18 protein-coding genes are annotated in these 14728 nt (G+C 45.2%); 12 read left to right on the top strand and 6 right to left on the bottom strand.

Annotated elements, in window-relative coordinates; translation table 11 throughout:
* Positions 1–42: 42 nt before the first annotated feature.
* On the bottom strand, positions 43–855 hold the full coding sequence (locus SPB21_RS19780) for a carbon-nitrogen hydrolase family protein (protein ID WP_163698615.1): 813 nt from the start codon (positions 853–855) through the stop codon (positions 43–45).
* A gap of 102 nt (positions 856–957) precedes the next feature.
* Positions 958–1971: a GDSL-type esterase/lipase family protein gene (locus tag SPB21_RS19775; RefSeq protein ID WP_163662291.1), complete on the bottom strand. Its 1014-nt coding sequence runs from the start codon at positions 1969–1971 to the stop codon at positions 958–960.
* 264 nt (positions 1972–2235) lie between these two features.
* On the opposite strand from SPB21_RS19775, the gene rplU reads away from it, so the two are divergent.
* From rplU to SPB21_RS19755, 4 genes are all read left to right on the top strand, one after another.
* Positions 2236–2601: a 50S ribosomal protein L21 gene (gene rplU / locus SPB21_RS19770; RefSeq protein WP_163698612.1), complete on the top strand. Its 366-nt coding sequence runs from the start codon at positions 2236–2238 to the stop codon at positions 2599–2601.
* Positions 2602–2661: 60 nt separating this feature from the next.
* Positions 2662–2922: a 50S ribosomal protein L27 gene (rpmA, locus tag SPB21_RS19765; protein ID WP_163662288.1), complete on the top strand. Its 261-nt coding sequence runs from the start codon at positions 2662–2664 to the stop codon at positions 2920–2922.
* 509 nt (positions 2923–3431) lie between these two features.
* Positions 3432–3938 (top strand): hypothetical protein, encoded by a 507-nt coding sequence (locus SPB21_RS19760; RefSeq protein ID WP_163698610.1) that lies wholly within the window; start codon positions 3432–3434, stop codon positions 3936–3938.
* Between the two features lie 290 nt (positions 3939–4228).
* Complete coding sequence (locus SPB21_RS19755; RefSeq protein ID WP_499867554.1) at positions 4229–4531, top strand: hypothetical protein; 303 nt, start codon at positions 4229–4231, stop codon at positions 4529–4531.
* 11 nt (positions 4532–4542) lie between these two features.
* Here SPB21_RS19755 and SPB21_RS19750 read toward each other — a convergent pair whose 3' ends face one another.
* Positions 4543–5502, bottom strand: a complete 960-nt coding sequence (locus SPB21_RS19750) for an RpoD/SigA family RNA polymerase sigma factor (protein ID WP_163662282.1) — start codon at positions 5500–5502, stop codon at positions 4543–4545.
* A 509-nt stretch (positions 5503–6011) separates the two neighbouring features.
* Between SPB21_RS19750 and SPB21_RS19745 the strand changes: the two genes are divergently transcribed.
* From SPB21_RS19745 to SPB21_RS19735, 3 genes are all read left to right on the top strand, one after another.
* The gene (locus SPB21_RS19745; RefSeq protein WP_499867552.1) at positions 6012–8465 is read left to right on the top strand and encodes an ATP-dependent Clp protease ATP-binding subunit; all 2454 of its coding nucleotides are present in this window, start codon (positions 6012–6014) and stop codon (positions 8463–8465) included.
* A 516-nt stretch (positions 8466–8981) separates the two neighbouring features.
* Positions 8982–9482 (top strand): orange carotenoid protein N-terminal domain-containing protein, encoded by a 501-nt coding sequence (locus SPB21_RS19740; RefSeq protein WP_499867551.1) that lies wholly within the window; start codon positions 8982–8984, stop codon positions 9480–9482.
* Positions 9483–9495: 13 nt separating this feature from the next.
* Positions 9496–9921, top strand: coding sequence for a nuclear transport factor 2 family protein (locus SPB21_RS19735; protein WP_499867549.1), 426 nt, complete (start codon positions 9496–9498; stop codon positions 9919–9921).
* A gap of 1 nt (position 9922) precedes the next feature.
* Here the strand turns inward: SPB21_RS19735 and SPB21_RS19730 are convergent, their stop codons facing one another.
* Positions 9923–10360: a hypothetical protein gene (locus SPB21_RS19730; RefSeq protein ID WP_163662274.1), complete on the bottom strand. Its 438-nt coding sequence runs from the start codon at positions 10358–10360 to the stop codon at positions 9923–9925.
* 159 nt (positions 10361–10519) lie between these two features.
* Between SPB21_RS19730 and SPB21_RS19725 the strand changes: the two genes are divergently transcribed.
* From SPB21_RS19725 to SPB21_RS19715, 3 genes are all read left to right on the top strand, one after another.
* Positions 10520–11260: a fatty acid desaturase gene (locus SPB21_RS19725; protein WP_499867547.1), complete on the top strand. Its 741-nt coding sequence runs from the start codon at positions 10520–10522 to the stop codon at positions 11258–11260.
* A gap of 167 nt (positions 11261–11427) precedes the next feature.
* Complete coding sequence (locus SPB21_RS19720) at positions 11428–12084, top strand: HEAT repeat domain-containing protein (RefSeq protein ID WP_163662270.1); 657 nt, start codon at positions 11428–11430, stop codon at positions 12082–12084.
* A gap of 171 nt (positions 12085–12255) precedes the next feature.
* Positions 12256–13383: a site-2 protease family protein gene (locus tag SPB21_RS19715; protein ID WP_163662268.1), complete on the top strand. Its 1128-nt coding sequence runs from the start codon at positions 12256–12258 to the stop codon at positions 13381–13383.
* Here SPB21_RS19715 and SPB21_RS19710 read toward each other — a convergent pair.
* Positions 13343–13510, bottom strand: a complete 168-nt coding sequence (locus tag SPB21_RS19710) for a hypothetical protein (RefSeq protein ID WP_163662266.1) — start codon at positions 13508–13510, stop codon at positions 13343–13345. The genes SPB21_RS19715 and SPB21_RS19710 overlap by 41 nt on opposite strands.
* A gap of 43 nt (positions 13511–13553) precedes the next feature.
* Here SPB21_RS19710 and SPB21_RS19705 point away from each other — a divergent pair, with 43 nt between their 5' ends.
* Complete coding sequence (locus tag SPB21_RS19705) at positions 13554–13697, top strand: CAB/ELIP/HLIP family chlorophyll-binding protein (RefSeq protein WP_163662264.1); 144 nt, start codon at positions 13554–13556, stop codon at positions 13695–13697.
* 56 nt (positions 13698–13753) lie between these two features.
* On the opposite strand, the gene SPB21_RS19700 is transcribed toward SPB21_RS19705, so the two are convergent.
* Entirely contained in the window at positions 13754–13960 is a 207-nt protein-coding gene (locus tag SPB21_RS19700) for a hypothetical protein (protein WP_163662262.1), read from the bottom strand.
* 396 nt (positions 13961–14356) lie between these two features.
* On the opposite strand from SPB21_RS19700, the gene SPB21_RS19695 reads away from it, so the two are divergent.
* Positions 14357–14725: a rhodanese-like domain-containing protein gene (locus SPB21_RS19695; protein ID WP_499867545.1), complete on the top strand. Its 369-nt coding sequence runs from the start codon at positions 14357–14359 to the stop codon at positions 14723–14725.
* The last annotated feature ends 3 nt before the right edge of the window (positions 14726–14728 follow it).

Genomic DNA, 14728 nt, shown 5'->3' with positions numbered 1-14728 from the left:
TACTTCTGTCATAATGCGAGTTGCAAATATTTAATAGATGCTCTATGCAAATACCCGATGGTTTAGAGATGGCATCTGTTGTCGGACCTGTCCCAGTCGTGATGGGGTGATTTCGGCGATGGCCATGCCTACATCTTGTCCTGCATCTGCTAGCACAATACCCCAGGGATCAACAATCATGGCATGGCCATGGGACTGGCGAATGGTGTTATGGAACCCAGTCTGGGCAGGGGCAATTATATAACAAGTGTTTTCAATGGCTCGTGCCTGGAGCAATACTTGCCAATGATCTTTGCCGGTATAAGCCGTAAAGGCTGCAGGCACCGTAATCACTTCTGCCCCTAGTTGAGATAAGTGCCGATAGAGTTCTGGAAAACGCACATCATAACAAACGGACATGCCTAGAACTCCGAGATTAGGAGCTTTGCATACCGTTGGTAGTTGATGTCCCGAGGTGACTGTGGCAGATTCTTGATAGGTATTGCCATCGGGCAGGTTGACATCAAATAGATGTACCTTTTCGTAACGCAACAAGACCTTGCCGTTGGGGTCAACTAAAAGTGCCGTGTTATAAACACGGTCATCTTTTGTAGGGACAGGGTATCCACCACCCAACAATGTGACCTGATAGCGTTGGGCCATGGTTTTGAGAAACTGCTCACTGGCAGTGCAAATCTCAGTGGCTTGGGCTAACTTACCGGCTTCATCTCCGAGAAAGGAAAAGTTCTCAGGGAGGGTAATGTACTCGGCTCCACGACGTACGGCCAGGTCAATGAGGTCCTCGGCCTGAGTAAGATTCTTTCTCAGGTCAGGTACGCTGGTCATCTGCAACGCTGCAGCCAGATAGGATTTCATGTGGGCGCTTACTAGTGATATTTGACCTTGGCCCTTTATTCTACGGGGCAAATTGGTCAGTTGGAAAGCGCCGTTGGTGGCCTATTTTTATACATCGCGGTTCTACACCTCTAACAGAGCTAGTTGCCAGACTTGGTAGCCTAATCGGTTGAGATGTAAGCCATCCGTCGTCAATTCTTGGCGAAGATTGCCGGTATCGTTACTGAAGCTGGGATGGAGGTCTAAGTAATCTAACTGATGGTAGTCGGTGAGTTCAGCGATACGGGTATTGAGGGAGCGCACACGACTGCTGGGGATATTTTCCCAACGGGTAGGCAGGATGGAATGGACAACGACGCGGGCATAGGGGTGCTGCTGTCGTAGTCGCGCCATGATCTGGTTGAGATTGGTCAGAATTTCGTGGTCGCTGGCCCCGTTTTTGAGGTCGTTAACACCGGCCATGAGATGAATGGTGTCGGGGCTGGTGTTGGCGAATGCGGAAAGTCGCTTGAGGATACCACTTGTAGTATCGCCAGAAATTCCCTGGTTGAGCCAGAAGCGATCGCGAGGCAATAGCTCAGGAGGCAGCCACATGCTCAGGGAATCGCCGACGACAACGGTGAGTCGATTGCTGCCTTGGCCAGATGCGATCGCATCTGCCTCTTGCTTTAATAGGCCTTGCCATTCTTCATAGGTGGGCTGATACGTTGCTTTGGCCCACTGACCTTGGAAACTCTCTGGTGCTACCCGTGTATATAACGAACCAGATTTTAACGCAGCCCAACGTTGCTCAAACAGCTGTGGACCACTATTCGGTCGAGGCCCAGCAATTACGGTTGCCTGACGACGAGCTACCTCCAATGCCCGAGGCGTGGTCGCGTAGGCCGTTGGTGCAGGGCGGTGACGCGCTGTTTGCTGGAGGTGTAAAAGTTTTTGTCTGCGAGCCGCAACTTCCCTAGAAAACTCAGGTGTCAGAGCCATGTCGCCCAGTACTGCTGGTTGAGGGAGCGACTGCTCAATCTGGCTAGCTGCATCCACAGCGGCTTGAGCCATCGGCGCGATGTCAGCGTCCGAATTCGGACCACTAAGGGGTTCCGCAGCAGTGAGCTGTGCCATCAACATCAGTAGGTCTGACATATGCCTGAATTTCCTCGCCTATGGAGAACAGAACTTATATACTTAAAACGCATGCTCCAGGGGCAATCAGGACGAAATATGGTCCAGACCCATATATCAAAAACTGTAAAGAATTTCGGAAATAGATAATCAGTTGATTCTGTAGTGTCTCTAATTAACCCTTGACAGTATCTGCCAAAATTAACGATGATTAGAGTCTGTGCAAAAAACTGCTCGGATCAGGTTTGAAGCAGACAATGCTACCTGTACGGCAAGGGAGAAAGAATGACATACGCAATTATCGAAGCGAGTGGTACCCAACTGCGTGTTGAGCCTGGTCGCTTTTACGATATCAATCGTCTAGCAGTAGATGAGGATACCAGTATCACTATTGATAAGGTGCTACTAGTTAATGATGATGGTGAAACTAGTATCGGTCAGCCTCTTGTAGAGGGTGCTAGCGTGAGTGGTACTGTAGTCCGCCACTTACGAGGCAAAAAGGTCATCGTTTACAAGATGAAGCCTAAGAAGAAGACCCGTAAGAAACGTGGTCACCGTCAAGAACTCACTCGCCTGATGATTGATGCCATCAATATTGGTGGTAAAACGATCACTGCGGAAGACGCTCCTGCTGCTAGCGAAGAAGAATAGAGCGCTGAATCAAGGCATTAGTAGTCAGTTTATACTTAGGTAGACACGGAGATTTAAGTAATGGCTCATAAGAAAGGTACGGGTAGTACGCGAAATGGTCGCGACTCAAACGCGAAACGCCTAGGCGTTAAAAAATATGGTGGTGAAGCAGTAGTTGCAGGCAACATCATCATTCGTCAGCGTGGTACTAAAGTTCACCCTGGTGAGAATGTAGGACGTGGTAGTGATGACACGTTATTCGCCTTAATTGATGGCGTAGTTACCTTTGAGCGCAAGGGTAAGAGTCGTAAAAAAGTAAGCGTTTATCCAGCTACAGCTTAGGCACTTTAATCAGCAGTCATATTGTTGATTTAAGAACGCCTCGACTACTAAAGTCGAGGCGTTTTTTATGGCAGTTATGCTCTTAGTACCTATGGGAGTGATGGCACTCATTAATCAAGGCTGCGTGATATATACGTGCTCAAGAATGCTACGAAATGTAGTGTATTGTTGTTGCTGACATTGGGCTAGTTTTTGCATGCCTATGGTAGGTGATTTTAGAACTTAATCTGTACCGTGAGATTGGGAGAGTATTCTGTCAGTTTTTTGATTAGTAATCGATAGGGTGAAGAGTTCTCAGAATTGATAATTCATGAGATGCAAAAATCTGTTTAATTTGATTTTTTATTTCTATTTTTAATCTCTTTTCTAAAACATTACCCTCGTGGGTGATGGTCTTCTAAAAAGTATCAAGCATGATGTAAATGCGCTGTAAAGCTAATCAAAAAAAGCGTAAAAAGCACTTTTTTGTATCGGTTTTCGGCTTAAACGAATAACATTAGGACATTCTTATGACTGCTCAACCAACCAAACAATTTTTCGGTTCTGAGACCTATTCCAAGAATATTCTTGGTCCTTCTTTTTTCTCGATGAGCGATTTGACTATCGCTGGAACAAGTGATGATACAAAAGCTGGTTTGACACCTGCTCCTGCTAACTCTCCTTATATTGTTGCTGATAGCGAAGAGCTTTCTGTTAGCTTAAAAGTTACGTTTAACAAGAGCCCGCTGACTTCACTGCTAATGTGTCTAGGCACTGACGTCCATGTCCGCTTTGCCTTCGAAGGTATTGGTGGTGCAGCGGCTGAAGAGGATGTAGAAGTTGTCATCACAACGGTGAAAGATACCTATGAGTATGAACTGAAGTGGACAGGTACGCCTGAAGATGCTCAGCTAACTGCCGGTCTTTACGGTGTAGCAGCAGTAGCTCAGGTTGGCCCTGTTAAGCATAATTGCAGCCAGCCAATCATTGGTTACGGGTACCTGGCTGGTAAGCTTCTACAAGTTTATCCTGCTTAAGGTCTCACATATCTTGTTTTAAACAGGTAGACCTTTCTAATCTAATGCATGGCGTTAGGCTGGTGAATTTTTGTTCACCAGCTTTTCTTGTGTTTAAAGCTACAGTCTTGACTGGTTCAGTGCATTACCCTAGACAGCCCAAAATTAATGGGGCGCATTGTACGTACTATTACTTAGTGCTGTCGATATATGAGTTGGGCACACTAAGAAGGAATTTGAAAAAAGAAAAAAAGAGACGTATACTTCACAACAATTAAATGTTGTTTTTAGGTTTCCTCAAGATTTAAGCCATGGCATCCCAATGTCTTTTCTATCCGTTACGTAGTGTGATTCGTTGTATGGCTAAGGCCCATCTGACAGTGGCTCCCGAGGCTTACGAATCAGGCTTAGTTTGGGATGAAGCTCTGTTTACAGAGTTGACTAGCACGTTTTTGCAACCCTCGGTACAGCCGTTATTGGCGTCTCCTTTTGCATCCCGTGACGAGGCGGCTATTGTTGAAGGTCAATTGGCTCAATCCCTCGTTAATTCCTACAGACGTATCCTACAGCAGCGGCAAGATGTCCGAGTGCAGCAGCTTAATGCGCTACTGTAGTCGGCTGTTGATTAAGCGGTTGCTAGATGCTTGCGAGCGGAGTTATAGTTACGGCGCAGAAATTTGAAGGCCTCTCGCTCAATCTGGCGAGCTCGCTCACGACTGACGTTGAGTTGTGAGCCAATTTGAGCAAATGTCATTTTTTGACCACCCTTGAGGCCAAAATGTAATGAAAGGACTTCTTGTTGCTGCTTAGTTAACGTGCTCATCATGTCAGCGACGTCTGAGTGCATCAGTTCTTGAGCTGCATAGTCCTCTGGTGATTGACTATCGTCTTCTAGAAGATCACCGAGTTCTACATCTTGGTTATCCCCTAAACGTAGATCGAGAGAGAGGGGTTGCCGATTATAACTGATGCAATCGCGAACTTTTTCAAGCGGCAAATCTAAAGCATTAGCAATTTCTTGAAATGTGGCAGAACGGCCCAGCTGTTGCGCCAACTGTCGCTGAGTCTTTTTGATTTTGTTGATCTTTTCGTGGATATGAATAGGCAAACGCATTGTGCGACTTTTCTCTGCGATCGCACGCGTCATTGCCTGCCGAATCCACCAATAAGCATAGGTAGAAAACCGATATCCTTTGGACGGATCAAATTTTTCTACGCCTCGTTGCAAACCAATGGTGCCTTCTTGAATGAGGTCGAGTATCTCGACGTTACGTTTGAGATACTTTTTCGCCACAGAAACTACCAATCTCAGGTTAGCTTCCACCATTTGACGTTTAGCTCGCTGACCTTGCTCCACAGCCATTTTGAGTTCATCAATTGTCAGATTAGCTGCCTTGGACCAGTCTTCTAAAGTCGGCTCATGGCCAAGAGATTCTGCAAGGCCATCTTTTATAGTTTCAATCGTCATCAATGTCCGCACCGCATTGCCAAAAGTAACCTCCTGTTCTGGCGTTAGTAAGGGTACACGACCAATCTCTTTTAAGTAGATGCGAACTAAATCCTTATCGTTTTGAACAGTGCTCATTTTTCGAACGTGCTTAAAAGTAAAATTGACTTTGATCTTGAGGTGTGCAATCACCTGTCAGGCTATGGAAAACTTGAATGGCCCCAACGGATCAGTGATTGGGAATGGCTAATTGAGTCTTAATCAATCCTTTTGTATTAATTAATGTAAATAAAATTTAGAATTGCTTACAGGGGTGGAAAGCCGTATTTAAATTTTGCGGTTTGCCGAAATATCTGATTTGTCAAGGAAAAATGCTTGACTGTACGGATTTCCCCCTCCCTAGGCTGGGGTCGATTGCATTAGTGTTTTTAATGTAGTCCTTTACATAAGTTAATCGGTGAGGCAGCCATGGTATTCCCAGAACGTTAAGCAACCGTTTATCTACGCTTCAGTTCTTTCTCCGATCAGCTCTGTAAGTTGGAATTAGCAACATCATCACGCTTCACTCTCCATATCCCCCGTAGGTAGTCATCCGTTCCTAGGCTATCCACGTTATCTCGCAGACAAACTATCGAGAATTTTGTATTATGTTTGAGCTTTTCAACGACAAGGCAATCTCGGCCATTATGATTGCCCAGCAGCAGGCAAGCCGGTTACGCCAACACTATGTTGGAACCGAACTTATACTGGTTGGGGTCATTGCCCAAGGCGATAGTCTGGTTTCTCCCATTGTTCAGGCAGCTGGTATAACTTTACAGGTTTTACAGGAAGCAGTTGAGGCTACGCTAAAAAGTGATAGTAAGCAACCATCTGCCGAAATTCCCTTCACCCCTAGCGCTAAACAGCTTTTAGAGCAATCTCTCAAGGAAGCTCAGCAGTTAGATCAAAGCTACGTAAGTCCAGAGCACTTATTACTTGCAGTCACCAGCAGTGACAAAAGTTCTGCTGCCAAAATACTGATAACCCTAGGCGTAGACCTGGTCAAGCTCCGTATCGCAATTATTCGAGCAGTGGGTGAACGGATGCCTGTAACCACTACTGGTAGTCGAGACGCTAGTGGCTTTAAGGGAAAAGCGTTGGAAGAGTTTGCCACTGACCTGACGAAATTAGCTGCCGAGGGCAAAATTGACCCGGTTGTTGGCCGCAGTCAGGAGATTGAGCGCGTTGTTCAGATTCTAGGTCGTCGTAGCAAAAATAACCCAGTACTTATTGGTGAGCCTGGTGTGGGTAAAACAGCGATTGCTGAGGGATTGGCTCAACGGATTATCAACCAAGATGTGCCGGAATTGCTTCTCGACCAGCGGGTGTTGAGTCTAGACATTAACTCATTAGTAGCGGGCACTCGATTTCGCGGAGACTTTGAAGAACGCCTCAAGCAGATTGTGGCTGAGGTTAACAAGGCTGGCAATATCATTTTTCTCATCGATGAAATTCATACCCTGGTGGGAACAGGTGGCATGGAAGGTGGCATGGATGCAGCCAACATGCTTAAGCCGGCTTTGGCCCGAGGTGAACTGCAGTGTATCGGTGCCACTACCCTCGACGAATATCGCAAGTACATTGAGAAAGATGCAGCTTTAGAGCGACGCTTTCAACCTGTAATGGTTAATGAACCTAGCGTTGAGGAGACGATTGAGATTCTGAAAGGAGTGCGATCTAGCTATGAGCAACATCACAATTTGCTCATTTCCGATGATGCTCTAGTGGCTGCTGCAAAATTGTCAAATCGTTATATCGCAGATCGCTATTTACCCGACAAGGCGATTGATTTAATTGATGAAGCGGGTTCCTGTGTGCATCTGCGTCATTCTCAGACGTCTTTAGCCAAAGAACTTAAGCAGTCTCTTCGTAAAATTATCTGGGATAAAGATGCTGCGGTAAAAGCTCAGGAATTTGATCGGGCTAGTGAGTTACGGGATCAGGAACTGGAACTGGAAGCTAAACTGCAAAATTTTAATGAGAACAGAGCTGCTACAGATACACGCCCTGTGGTGACAGTGGAGGATATTGCGCAGGTAGTGGCCTCGTGGACAGGTGTTCCAGCTAACCGGATTACTAAATCTGAGTCTGCCATGTTAATGAAGCTGGAAGAAACCCTACATCAGCGCATCATTGGTCAAGAAAACGCAGTGAATGCTGTTGCTAAGGCTATTCGGCGGGCCAGGGTTGGCTTAAGCAGTGAGCAGCGACCCATTGCGAGCTTTATTTTCTGTGGCCCTACTGGTGTCGGTAAAACTGAATTGACTAAGGCCTTGGCTGATAGTGTGTTTGGTGCTGAGGATGCCATTATCCGCTTGGATATGTCGGAATATATGGAGTCCCAATCAGTCGCTAAACTGATTGGCTCCCCTCCAGGATATGTGGGCTATGGCGATGGTGGTCAGCTGACAGAGGCTGTGCGACGTAAGCCCTACACAGTGGTCCTATTTGACGAGATTGAGAAGGCCCATCCAGATGTGTTCAATCTGTTGCTGCAGCTGTTAGATGATGGCCGATTAACTGACTCTCAAGGTCGTGTCGTGGATTTCAAAAACACTGTCATTATCATGACTTCAAATATTGGCTCCCGTGCCATTGAGAAGCAGGGTACGGGTATTGGTTTTGACATGATTGATGGAGATCTGGCTACGGCCCAATATACGCGCACCCGTGAGCAGGTCAATGATGCTCTTAAATCCTCTTTCCGACCTGAGTTTCTCAACCGTCTGGATGAGATTATTGTCTTCCATCAGCTTCAGTGTAGTGAGGTCAAACAAATTGCGGATATCTTGCTACAGGATGTGGCCAAGCGCTTAGTTGAACAGGCAATTAAGATTGAGGTCACCGAGGCCTTCAAGGACAAACTTGTTGTGGAAGGATACGACCCGAGCTACGGTGCACGTCCCCTAAGACGGGCGATTACTCGTTTGGTGGAAGACAGCTTGGCTGAAGCTCTTCTGGCTGGTGACATTTGTGCCGGTGAAACGGCTGTTCTTGATGTAAATGATGATGGCCAGGTAACAGTTCAGCGGGAGCGGGCATTAGCCCTTGTCAGCAGCTAATAGCAAAAGGCCCTAGACTGCCCAGGTATAGGGCATAAGGTTTTGGATTGGGTTGAGTTCAGTGCTGACTAACCATAGATGTTTTCTATGGATTAATCTGCCGAGAGTGTGGCAATGATTGTTTACATTGCGTTACACTTTCTATAGAAAGTTAGGAAGCAGTTCCATGAAGTCTACAAATTGCATTAACATCCAAGGTCCTGTTTGAGTAACTTTGTAATTAGGCTAGACGACTTACAAGAACAGCGGTTTAGCTTTAATAGGTAGGCTGAATAATTTGATGATCCACTGGCCGGAATTGTGGCTTTGTTCTCATTTTGTTTACAGCTTTTGCCGAGTACTTTGTTTAGGTTTTGTTCCCTCATTAAGCAGACGGTATTAAGAGCCGATTTATCTGTGGACTTTTGATGTTGTTGTCAATGGTCTATTGGATAGTTGTGTACCAGTCTTCATGGGCTTTTAAAGACATCATTGATTTTCCCAATTGTCACACATTAACTAAGGAATTATTCAATCATGACATTTACTACAAGCACTTTTTCTAGTCAGTCCGTTAGTTTATTGGATGCTGTTCCAGCGACTGTTGCTGCATTTAAGCGCTTATCTACTGATGAGAAGCTTGGTGTACTTTGGTTTATTTATAAGGCGATGGGGAATGGTTCTGTTACGCCAGCGGCCACAGGGGCTGCCCGTCTGCAATTTGCTGAAGGCTTGCTCAGTCAGGTGAAGGCATTGGGGCCTGACGGTCAAATGGCTTTTATGCAAGATTTGATTGCTCAACGTAAGACATCCATGACCCAAGCCTATGGCGTACTAACTAATAACACTAAGCTTGCTTTCTGGTACCAGTTGGCAGAACTCATGCGTTCAGGAGATGTGATTGGAGTACCGACCAATTACGTACTTTCTCGCAATGCCAATGATATGTACAATCGCATTGTTGCCTTAAACTTTGGTCAACAGATTACGGTCTTGCGTCAGATTGTTGTCAATATGGGTTACGACTCATTTGCTTAGAGGGTTGACCAAGATGGCAACGATACACCTGATCGACCAGCAACTTGCAAATGCTACTGGGTTAAATAACCAATCTGAAGTGGTTTTGCAGTACTTCACATTGTTTAATCGCGGTGAGTATCAGCAGGTTGCTAATCTCTTCACTGCTGAAGGGAGTCTTTATCCGCCTTTCGAGGCCCCCGTTATCGGGCCAACTCAAATAAGAGATTATTTGGTTAAAGAGGCGGATGGAATGTCAGTTTCTCTGCTGGGTGCTGAAACATGTCAATTGGATAGTGAACGTCTGCAAGTTGACGTTCGCGGTAAAGTCACAGCCCTGGTTTTTAAGGTGAATGTTACCTGGCGCTTCATTTTGGCAGCAGATAACAAAATTGAATCAGTTCGTATCAACCTTGTTGCAACTTTAGAGGAGCTTTTAAAGTTGCGACCTGAGAGTTAATTTAAGCAACGCTGGATAGCTCCCATGATTGGATCAGGGTATCACGCCCCAGGGCAATGTCTTGGGGCGCGCACCGCCAGTCTGGATGGGCTGTCAACAGAAAAGCTTCAACTGTTTCACGATCAAATAAATGCCAAGCTAAGGCACCGTTAACAGGGTGTGGGATAGCGTAGAGATTACTTGTCAGATGGTGGATGGTGAGTCGCTCCCTCGTAAACGTTGGTAGTGTCAGTGTTGCGCCAACGGGTAATGAGCGAAAACTTTGAATGGCTTCCTTCAGAGTTTCCAGTGAGGGAATCAATAGTCCTGGAATTGTGATTTTTATGGTTGTTTCACCGTCAACCTTGATCCAATAGCGACGCACTGGGTCGATGCCGATAAGCCAAGCAGACTCATCGTCCAGGGTGTAGCGGGGGGCTAAAGAAAGTTTGGACTGCATGGGATTAATCGAGCAGAGAGCGGGCATTCAATCAACAAGTACCTACCTACACCATTACTTGGCTCGACAAGAAGTGCAATCTCTTGCAATAAAAGTTAAGTGTATTTGATGTTATGTATTAAATTTTGTAACAAACTACAGATGCTGAGGTCGAACTGGATGGGATTGATGATTGCGGTTGCGATCGCGATCACTTGGCTCATCAGCCTAATAGTTCTCCTCCCACAACATTCTACCAATTATTCCCCAGTACTCTTGGTCTTTTGGATCTTGTCGAGAACATTCTTGCACACGGGACTGTTTGTTATTGCCCATGATGCTATCCACGGCAATGTCTTTCCCGGTGACCCATCTAAAAATCGTTGGGTTGGTCGCCTGGCCTTAGGTCTATATGGTTTTTTGCCCTACCAAACCTGTCGCAAACTGCACTGGCAGCATCATGCTTACCCAGCCCAAGCACGGGATCCTGATTTTTACTCAAAGCCCGATGGCCATTTGATTCGGTATTTTATACGCTGGTATGGTAGCTTTATGAGGAATTATTTGACTCCTCGTAATCTAGCTGTTGTAGTAACTGGCATTGTCCTGACAACAGTTTCTTTAGTATTTCTTGCCAAGATTAATAGTCAAAATCTTATTTTGTTTTGGCTTATTCCCTGGATTCTCAGCTCATTGCAGCTATTTACGTTTGGTATATTTTTGCCTCATTATCATGATGATGACCAAAGCAACAACAATGTTCATCAGACTCGAAGTTACTACTACCCAGTGATTTTCTCCTTGCTAACTTGCTATCATTTTAGCTATCACAGGGAGCATCATGCCTACCCTGAGGTTCCCTGGTACCAGCTACCTGATGTAGCGATGGCCGATGGTTATCCTGAGCCTTTTCTCCCATAAAAGAACGACGTTGCTGCTCCTCGGGAAAATTTAACCTGAAAAGTATCAATTTATCCCCTCATTCAGCAACGGCAAAAGAACCACATTGACGTTTCCAACTCTTCAATATCTCGTTGTCTTTTTGTAAAGAAATGTAAGGTGGTCATATACCCACCTCAAAAAAATCCATGAACTTTCCTCAGATTCAAGCCTTCCTTGACAGCCCCAACCCGCAATTGCGGATGAAAGCCATTGCTGAACTTCATCATCATGAGCCTGCCGCCGTTGTGCCGCTGCTAAAGCAACGAATGAATGATGGTAAATTTCTCGTACGCTCCTTTGTGGCAATGGGACTGGGATATAAGCGAAATAATGAAGCGTTTGAAGCCCTGATTAGCATACTTAACAATGAAACCGATCATAATGTTGTTGCCGAAGCCTCTAATTCACTCGCCAAATTTGGAGCCCAAGCACTTCCTCATCTCATAGCCGCGTTTGAACAGAATTCAAACTGGTTGGTACGGCAGAGCATTTTTGGTGCTTTAGAAGATTTGGATGATCCTGAGGTTCTCCTGAAATTATGTCGATTAGGAATTCAAGGGGAAGATCTTACCGTCAGAATGGCCGCGTTAACTCAGCTGAGAAGACTTAAGGAAACCCATAAACTTTCAGAAGCGTTGAATCTTGCCCTGGCATCGGCAACCGACGATAATGGCTTGGTTCGAACAAGTGCTGCTAGGACTTTGAGACACCTTGGTGGACCTGAAGCTCAAGCGATGTTAGACAAGCTGCAACAGGATTCTGACTATCGTGTGGTTAGAGCTGTTCTAGAAGGACTCTTGTAATTACTGCCTGGACCGAACTCATGACCGGACGGCTATTACCCCCTAACGGATGATAAAACAATGTTTACAGTTCGTTACACTGAGGGTGGACTGGAAATAATCCTCACAACGGTTTCAAACTGTATCGAAGAGCCGCATTATCCAGTTCCAAGTTATTGAAAGGAGACCGATATGAACGGTAATCTTCGCATTGGGAATCTGTTTGGTATTCCCTTCTTTATCAATATTTCCTGGTTTTTTGTGTTGGCCCTCACCACTCTAAATTTTGGCAGTGGTCTAGCTGCTCAGTTTCCCTGGCTGGGAGGAATGGCTCTAATTCTAGGATTGATCGCAGGCATTCTCTTATTTGCTTCTGTTTTACTCCATGAGTTGGGGCATAGTTTCGTTGCTCAACAGCAAGGTATCCAAGTCAACTCCATCACACTTTTCTTGTTTGGTGGCTTAGCAAGCTTAGATGATGAAGCAAAAACACCCTCTGGGGCCTTTTGGATTGCTGTAGCTGGTCCCCTTGTGAGTTTAGTACTGTTTGTTTTGCTAACCCTCCTAGCTAGTAGTGGTCTTGTGACTGGGCCAGTCGCTGCAGTGACTAGCTTGCTAGCCTATATTAATTTGATCCTTGCAACCTTCAATATGATTCCAGGTTTACCTTTGGACGGTGGTAATGTTCTGAAGGCTGTTGTTTGGAAAATTTCTGGCAATCGCTACCGTGGGATTCGCTGGGCCAGTCGCGCGGGGCAAATGATTGGCTGGTCAGCAATTATGCTAGGTATCCTTGCTGTTCTGGGATTGTCTAATGCTGGTAGTTTTTGGACGTTAATTATTGGTTGGTTTATTTTGCAAAATGCTGGCCAGTCTGCACAATCGGCAACTGTTCAAGAGGCATTATCTGGCTTGACAGCCGCTGATGTAGTTCTTGAAAATAGTCCCATTGTCCATGAAAGTGATACGCTTCGTGAGCTAGCAGATACGACACTGTTGGCAAGTGGTAACAGTCGATGGCAGCGTTTTCTTGTGGAATCTGCAAATAACCAGCTAGCTGGGACGATCGATTTGGATGTACTTAAAATAGTTCCATCAGATCAATGGAGCGATCATCCGGTGCGTGACTTTCTGAAACCCGTTGCGCAAGAAATCAAGGTTCAAGCTAATCAGCCTCTGTTAGATGTTATTCGTCAACTGGAGGCTCAGGGAACTCAAGCACTGGCAGTTACCCGAGAAAATGGTGCCTTAGTTGGGCTTTTAGAAAAGGCTGAAATCATTAATCTGTTGCAGCAGAAAGCTCAATCTCAGCCAGCGTAGAAACCATAGTATAAGCATGGCTTTGCTTCTTAGCAGAATTGTTATGAAGCAAAGCCGTTTTTACTTTTTGCTTCTTAGAACACTTCCCTTCAGCCAGCGTTACCATAGAAATACCAAAATTACTCATCGTTTGTTACCGATGAGCTGCTGACTTTTCAGAGGGTTGGGGCATGAAAAATCAAGCGGCACAATATGGTTTCACCCGGATTGCTGAGCGCTGGAATGGTCGTCTGGCAATGCTAGGCTTTACCATCGGTATTATTACCGAATTGCTTACTGGTAAAAGCATCTTGTCTCAGCTAGGAATTATGTAGTGTGACCGCATTAGGGCGCTTACATGCCTGCTTAGAATCCTATGCACCGGTACAACCTATCCTTGAATCATTTCAAGAATTAACCCTCGTTTGGCTTGCAAGTAAGATTGCATTGCATTTTGCTCATCAATACTTAAATAAACTCGGTCTTGAATCTGCTCAAGTAAGTGTCTAACAAAAAGAGCCTCAGGAAGGTTAGAAATATTCTCTGGTGAGTTTTCTAAGATTACGGACCAAAGTAGCCTTAGCGTTGAAGCATCCATACTGTTTGCTCTGTTATTGCTAGGATATTTTTTTTATCATTGGAGTATTTAAATCTGGTTTGTTTAATATTTTCTTTATCTTTCATTTTACATTAATGCTTCATAGCTGGTGTAAATGAAGCTACAAACCTCTAGCTGATAGGGTGTAAATCCTGTTGGGTATAGGTTTGGGTATATATAATTTTTTATTGCTCAGTCACACGTGTGTGTATAAAAATTGGCGCATATGTATTTAGGTAAATCGCTATTTAGGTAAATGGCTATACTAAAAATTTGAAAAGTCAGATTGCATCTAATCAAAAATGTCAACTTTATAAAATCTAAATTGACTTAAATTTAGATTTCGTTACACTTGAGGGGTTGCTTCTCGTGCCAGCATCCTTTGCTGTTTAACCCATGCCTTCTGCATTTTTTCCCACCCCGCAGCCCCTCAAGCCGATTTCAACGGTATTTGATCTGAAGGATCGTTTAGATTGGGGCGAGCCTGCTCTCACTATTATTGATGTTAGAAGCAGGCGGCTTTTTAATGAAAAACGCATCTTAGGGGCCATTTCTATGCCTGTGGATGAACTTGTTGCTCGTGTTTCTGTAAGTCTTGAAAGCGATCGCGATATCTACGTTTATGGTGAAACTAACGAGGTTACATCCAGCGCTGCTACTAAGCTACGTGGTGTGGGCTATGAAAATGTTGCTGAACTGATGGGTGGTATTGGTGCTTGGCAAGCGATTTCGGGCCCCATTGAGGGGACTCTTGCGGTGTCTTAAGAC

Origin of the sequence: Leptothoe sp. ISB3NOV94-8A, assembly GCF_043421595.1 — a bacterium.
Taxonomy (GTDB): domain Bacteria; phylum Cyanobacteriota; class Cyanobacteriia; order Phormidesmidales; family Phormidesmidaceae; genus Leptothoe; species Leptothoe turfae.
The sequence above is the reverse complement of the archived record's forward strand: the minus strand, read 5'-3'. Positions and strand labels throughout refer to the sequence as shown.

Coding starts and splice junctions, on each gene's coding strand:
- SPB21_RS19780 (WP_163698615.1), bottom strand. CDS start 855: ATGAAATCCTATCTGGCTGCAGCGTTGCAGATGACCAGCGTACCTGAC.
- SPB21_RS19775 (WP_163662291.1), bottom strand. CDS start 1,971: ATGTCAGACCTACTGATGTTGATGGCACAGCTCACTGCTGCGGAACCC.
- rplU (WP_163698612.1), top strand. CDS start 2,236: ATGACATACGCAATTATCGAAGCGAGTGGTACCCAACTGCGTGTTGAG.
- rpmA (WP_163662288.1), top strand. CDS start 2,662: ATGGCTCATAAGAAAGGTACGGGTAGTACGCGAAATGGTCGCGACTCA.
- SPB21_RS19760 (WP_163698610.1), top strand. CDS start 3,432: ATGACTGCTCAACCAACCAAACAATTTTTCGGTTCTGAGACCTATTCC.
- SPB21_RS19755 (WP_499867554.1), top strand. CDS start 4,229: ATGGCATCCCAATGTCTTTTCTATCCGTTACGTAGTGTGATTCGTTGT.
- SPB21_RS19750 (WP_163662282.1), bottom strand. CDS start 5,502: ATGAGCACTGTTCAAAACGATAAGGATTTAGTTCGCATCTACTTAAAA.
- SPB21_RS19745 (WP_499867552.1), top strand. CDS start 6,012: ATGTTTGAGCTTTTCAACGACAAGGCAATCTCGGCCATTATGATTGCC.
- SPB21_RS19740 (WP_499867551.1), top strand. CDS start 8,982: ATGACATTTACTACAAGCACTTTTTCTAGTCAGTCCGTTAGTTTATTG.
- SPB21_RS19735 (WP_499867549.1), top strand. CDS start 9,496: ATGGCAACGATACACCTGATCGACCAGCAACTTGCAAATGCTACTGGG.
- SPB21_RS19730 (WP_163662274.1), bottom strand. CDS start 10,360: ATGCAGTCCAAACTTTCTTTAGCCCCCCGCTACACCCTGGACGATGAG.
- SPB21_RS19725 (WP_499867547.1), top strand. CDS start 10,520: ATGGGATTGATGATTGCGGTTGCGATCGCGATCACTTGGCTCATCAGC.
- SPB21_RS19720 (WP_163662270.1), top strand. CDS start 11,428: ATGAACTTTCCTCAGATTCAAGCCTTCCTTGACAGCCCCAACCCGCAA.
- SPB21_RS19715 (WP_163662268.1), top strand. CDS start 12,256: ATGAACGGTAATCTTCGCATTGGGAATCTGTTTGGTATTCCCTTCTTT.
- SPB21_RS19710 (WP_163662266.1), bottom strand. CDS start 13,510: ATGAGTAATTTTGGTATTTCTATGGTAACGCTGGCTGAAGGGAAGTGT.
- SPB21_RS19705 (WP_163662264.1), top strand. CDS start 13,554: ATGAAAAATCAAGCGGCACAATATGGTTTCACCCGGATTGCTGAGCGC.
- SPB21_RS19700 (WP_163662262.1), bottom strand. CDS start 13,960: ATGGATGCTTCAACGCTAAGGCTACTTTGGTCCGTAATCTTAGAAAAC.
- SPB21_RS19695 (WP_499867545.1), top strand. CDS start 14,357: ATGCCTTCTGCATTTTTTCCCACCCCGCAGCCCCTCAAGCCGATTTCA.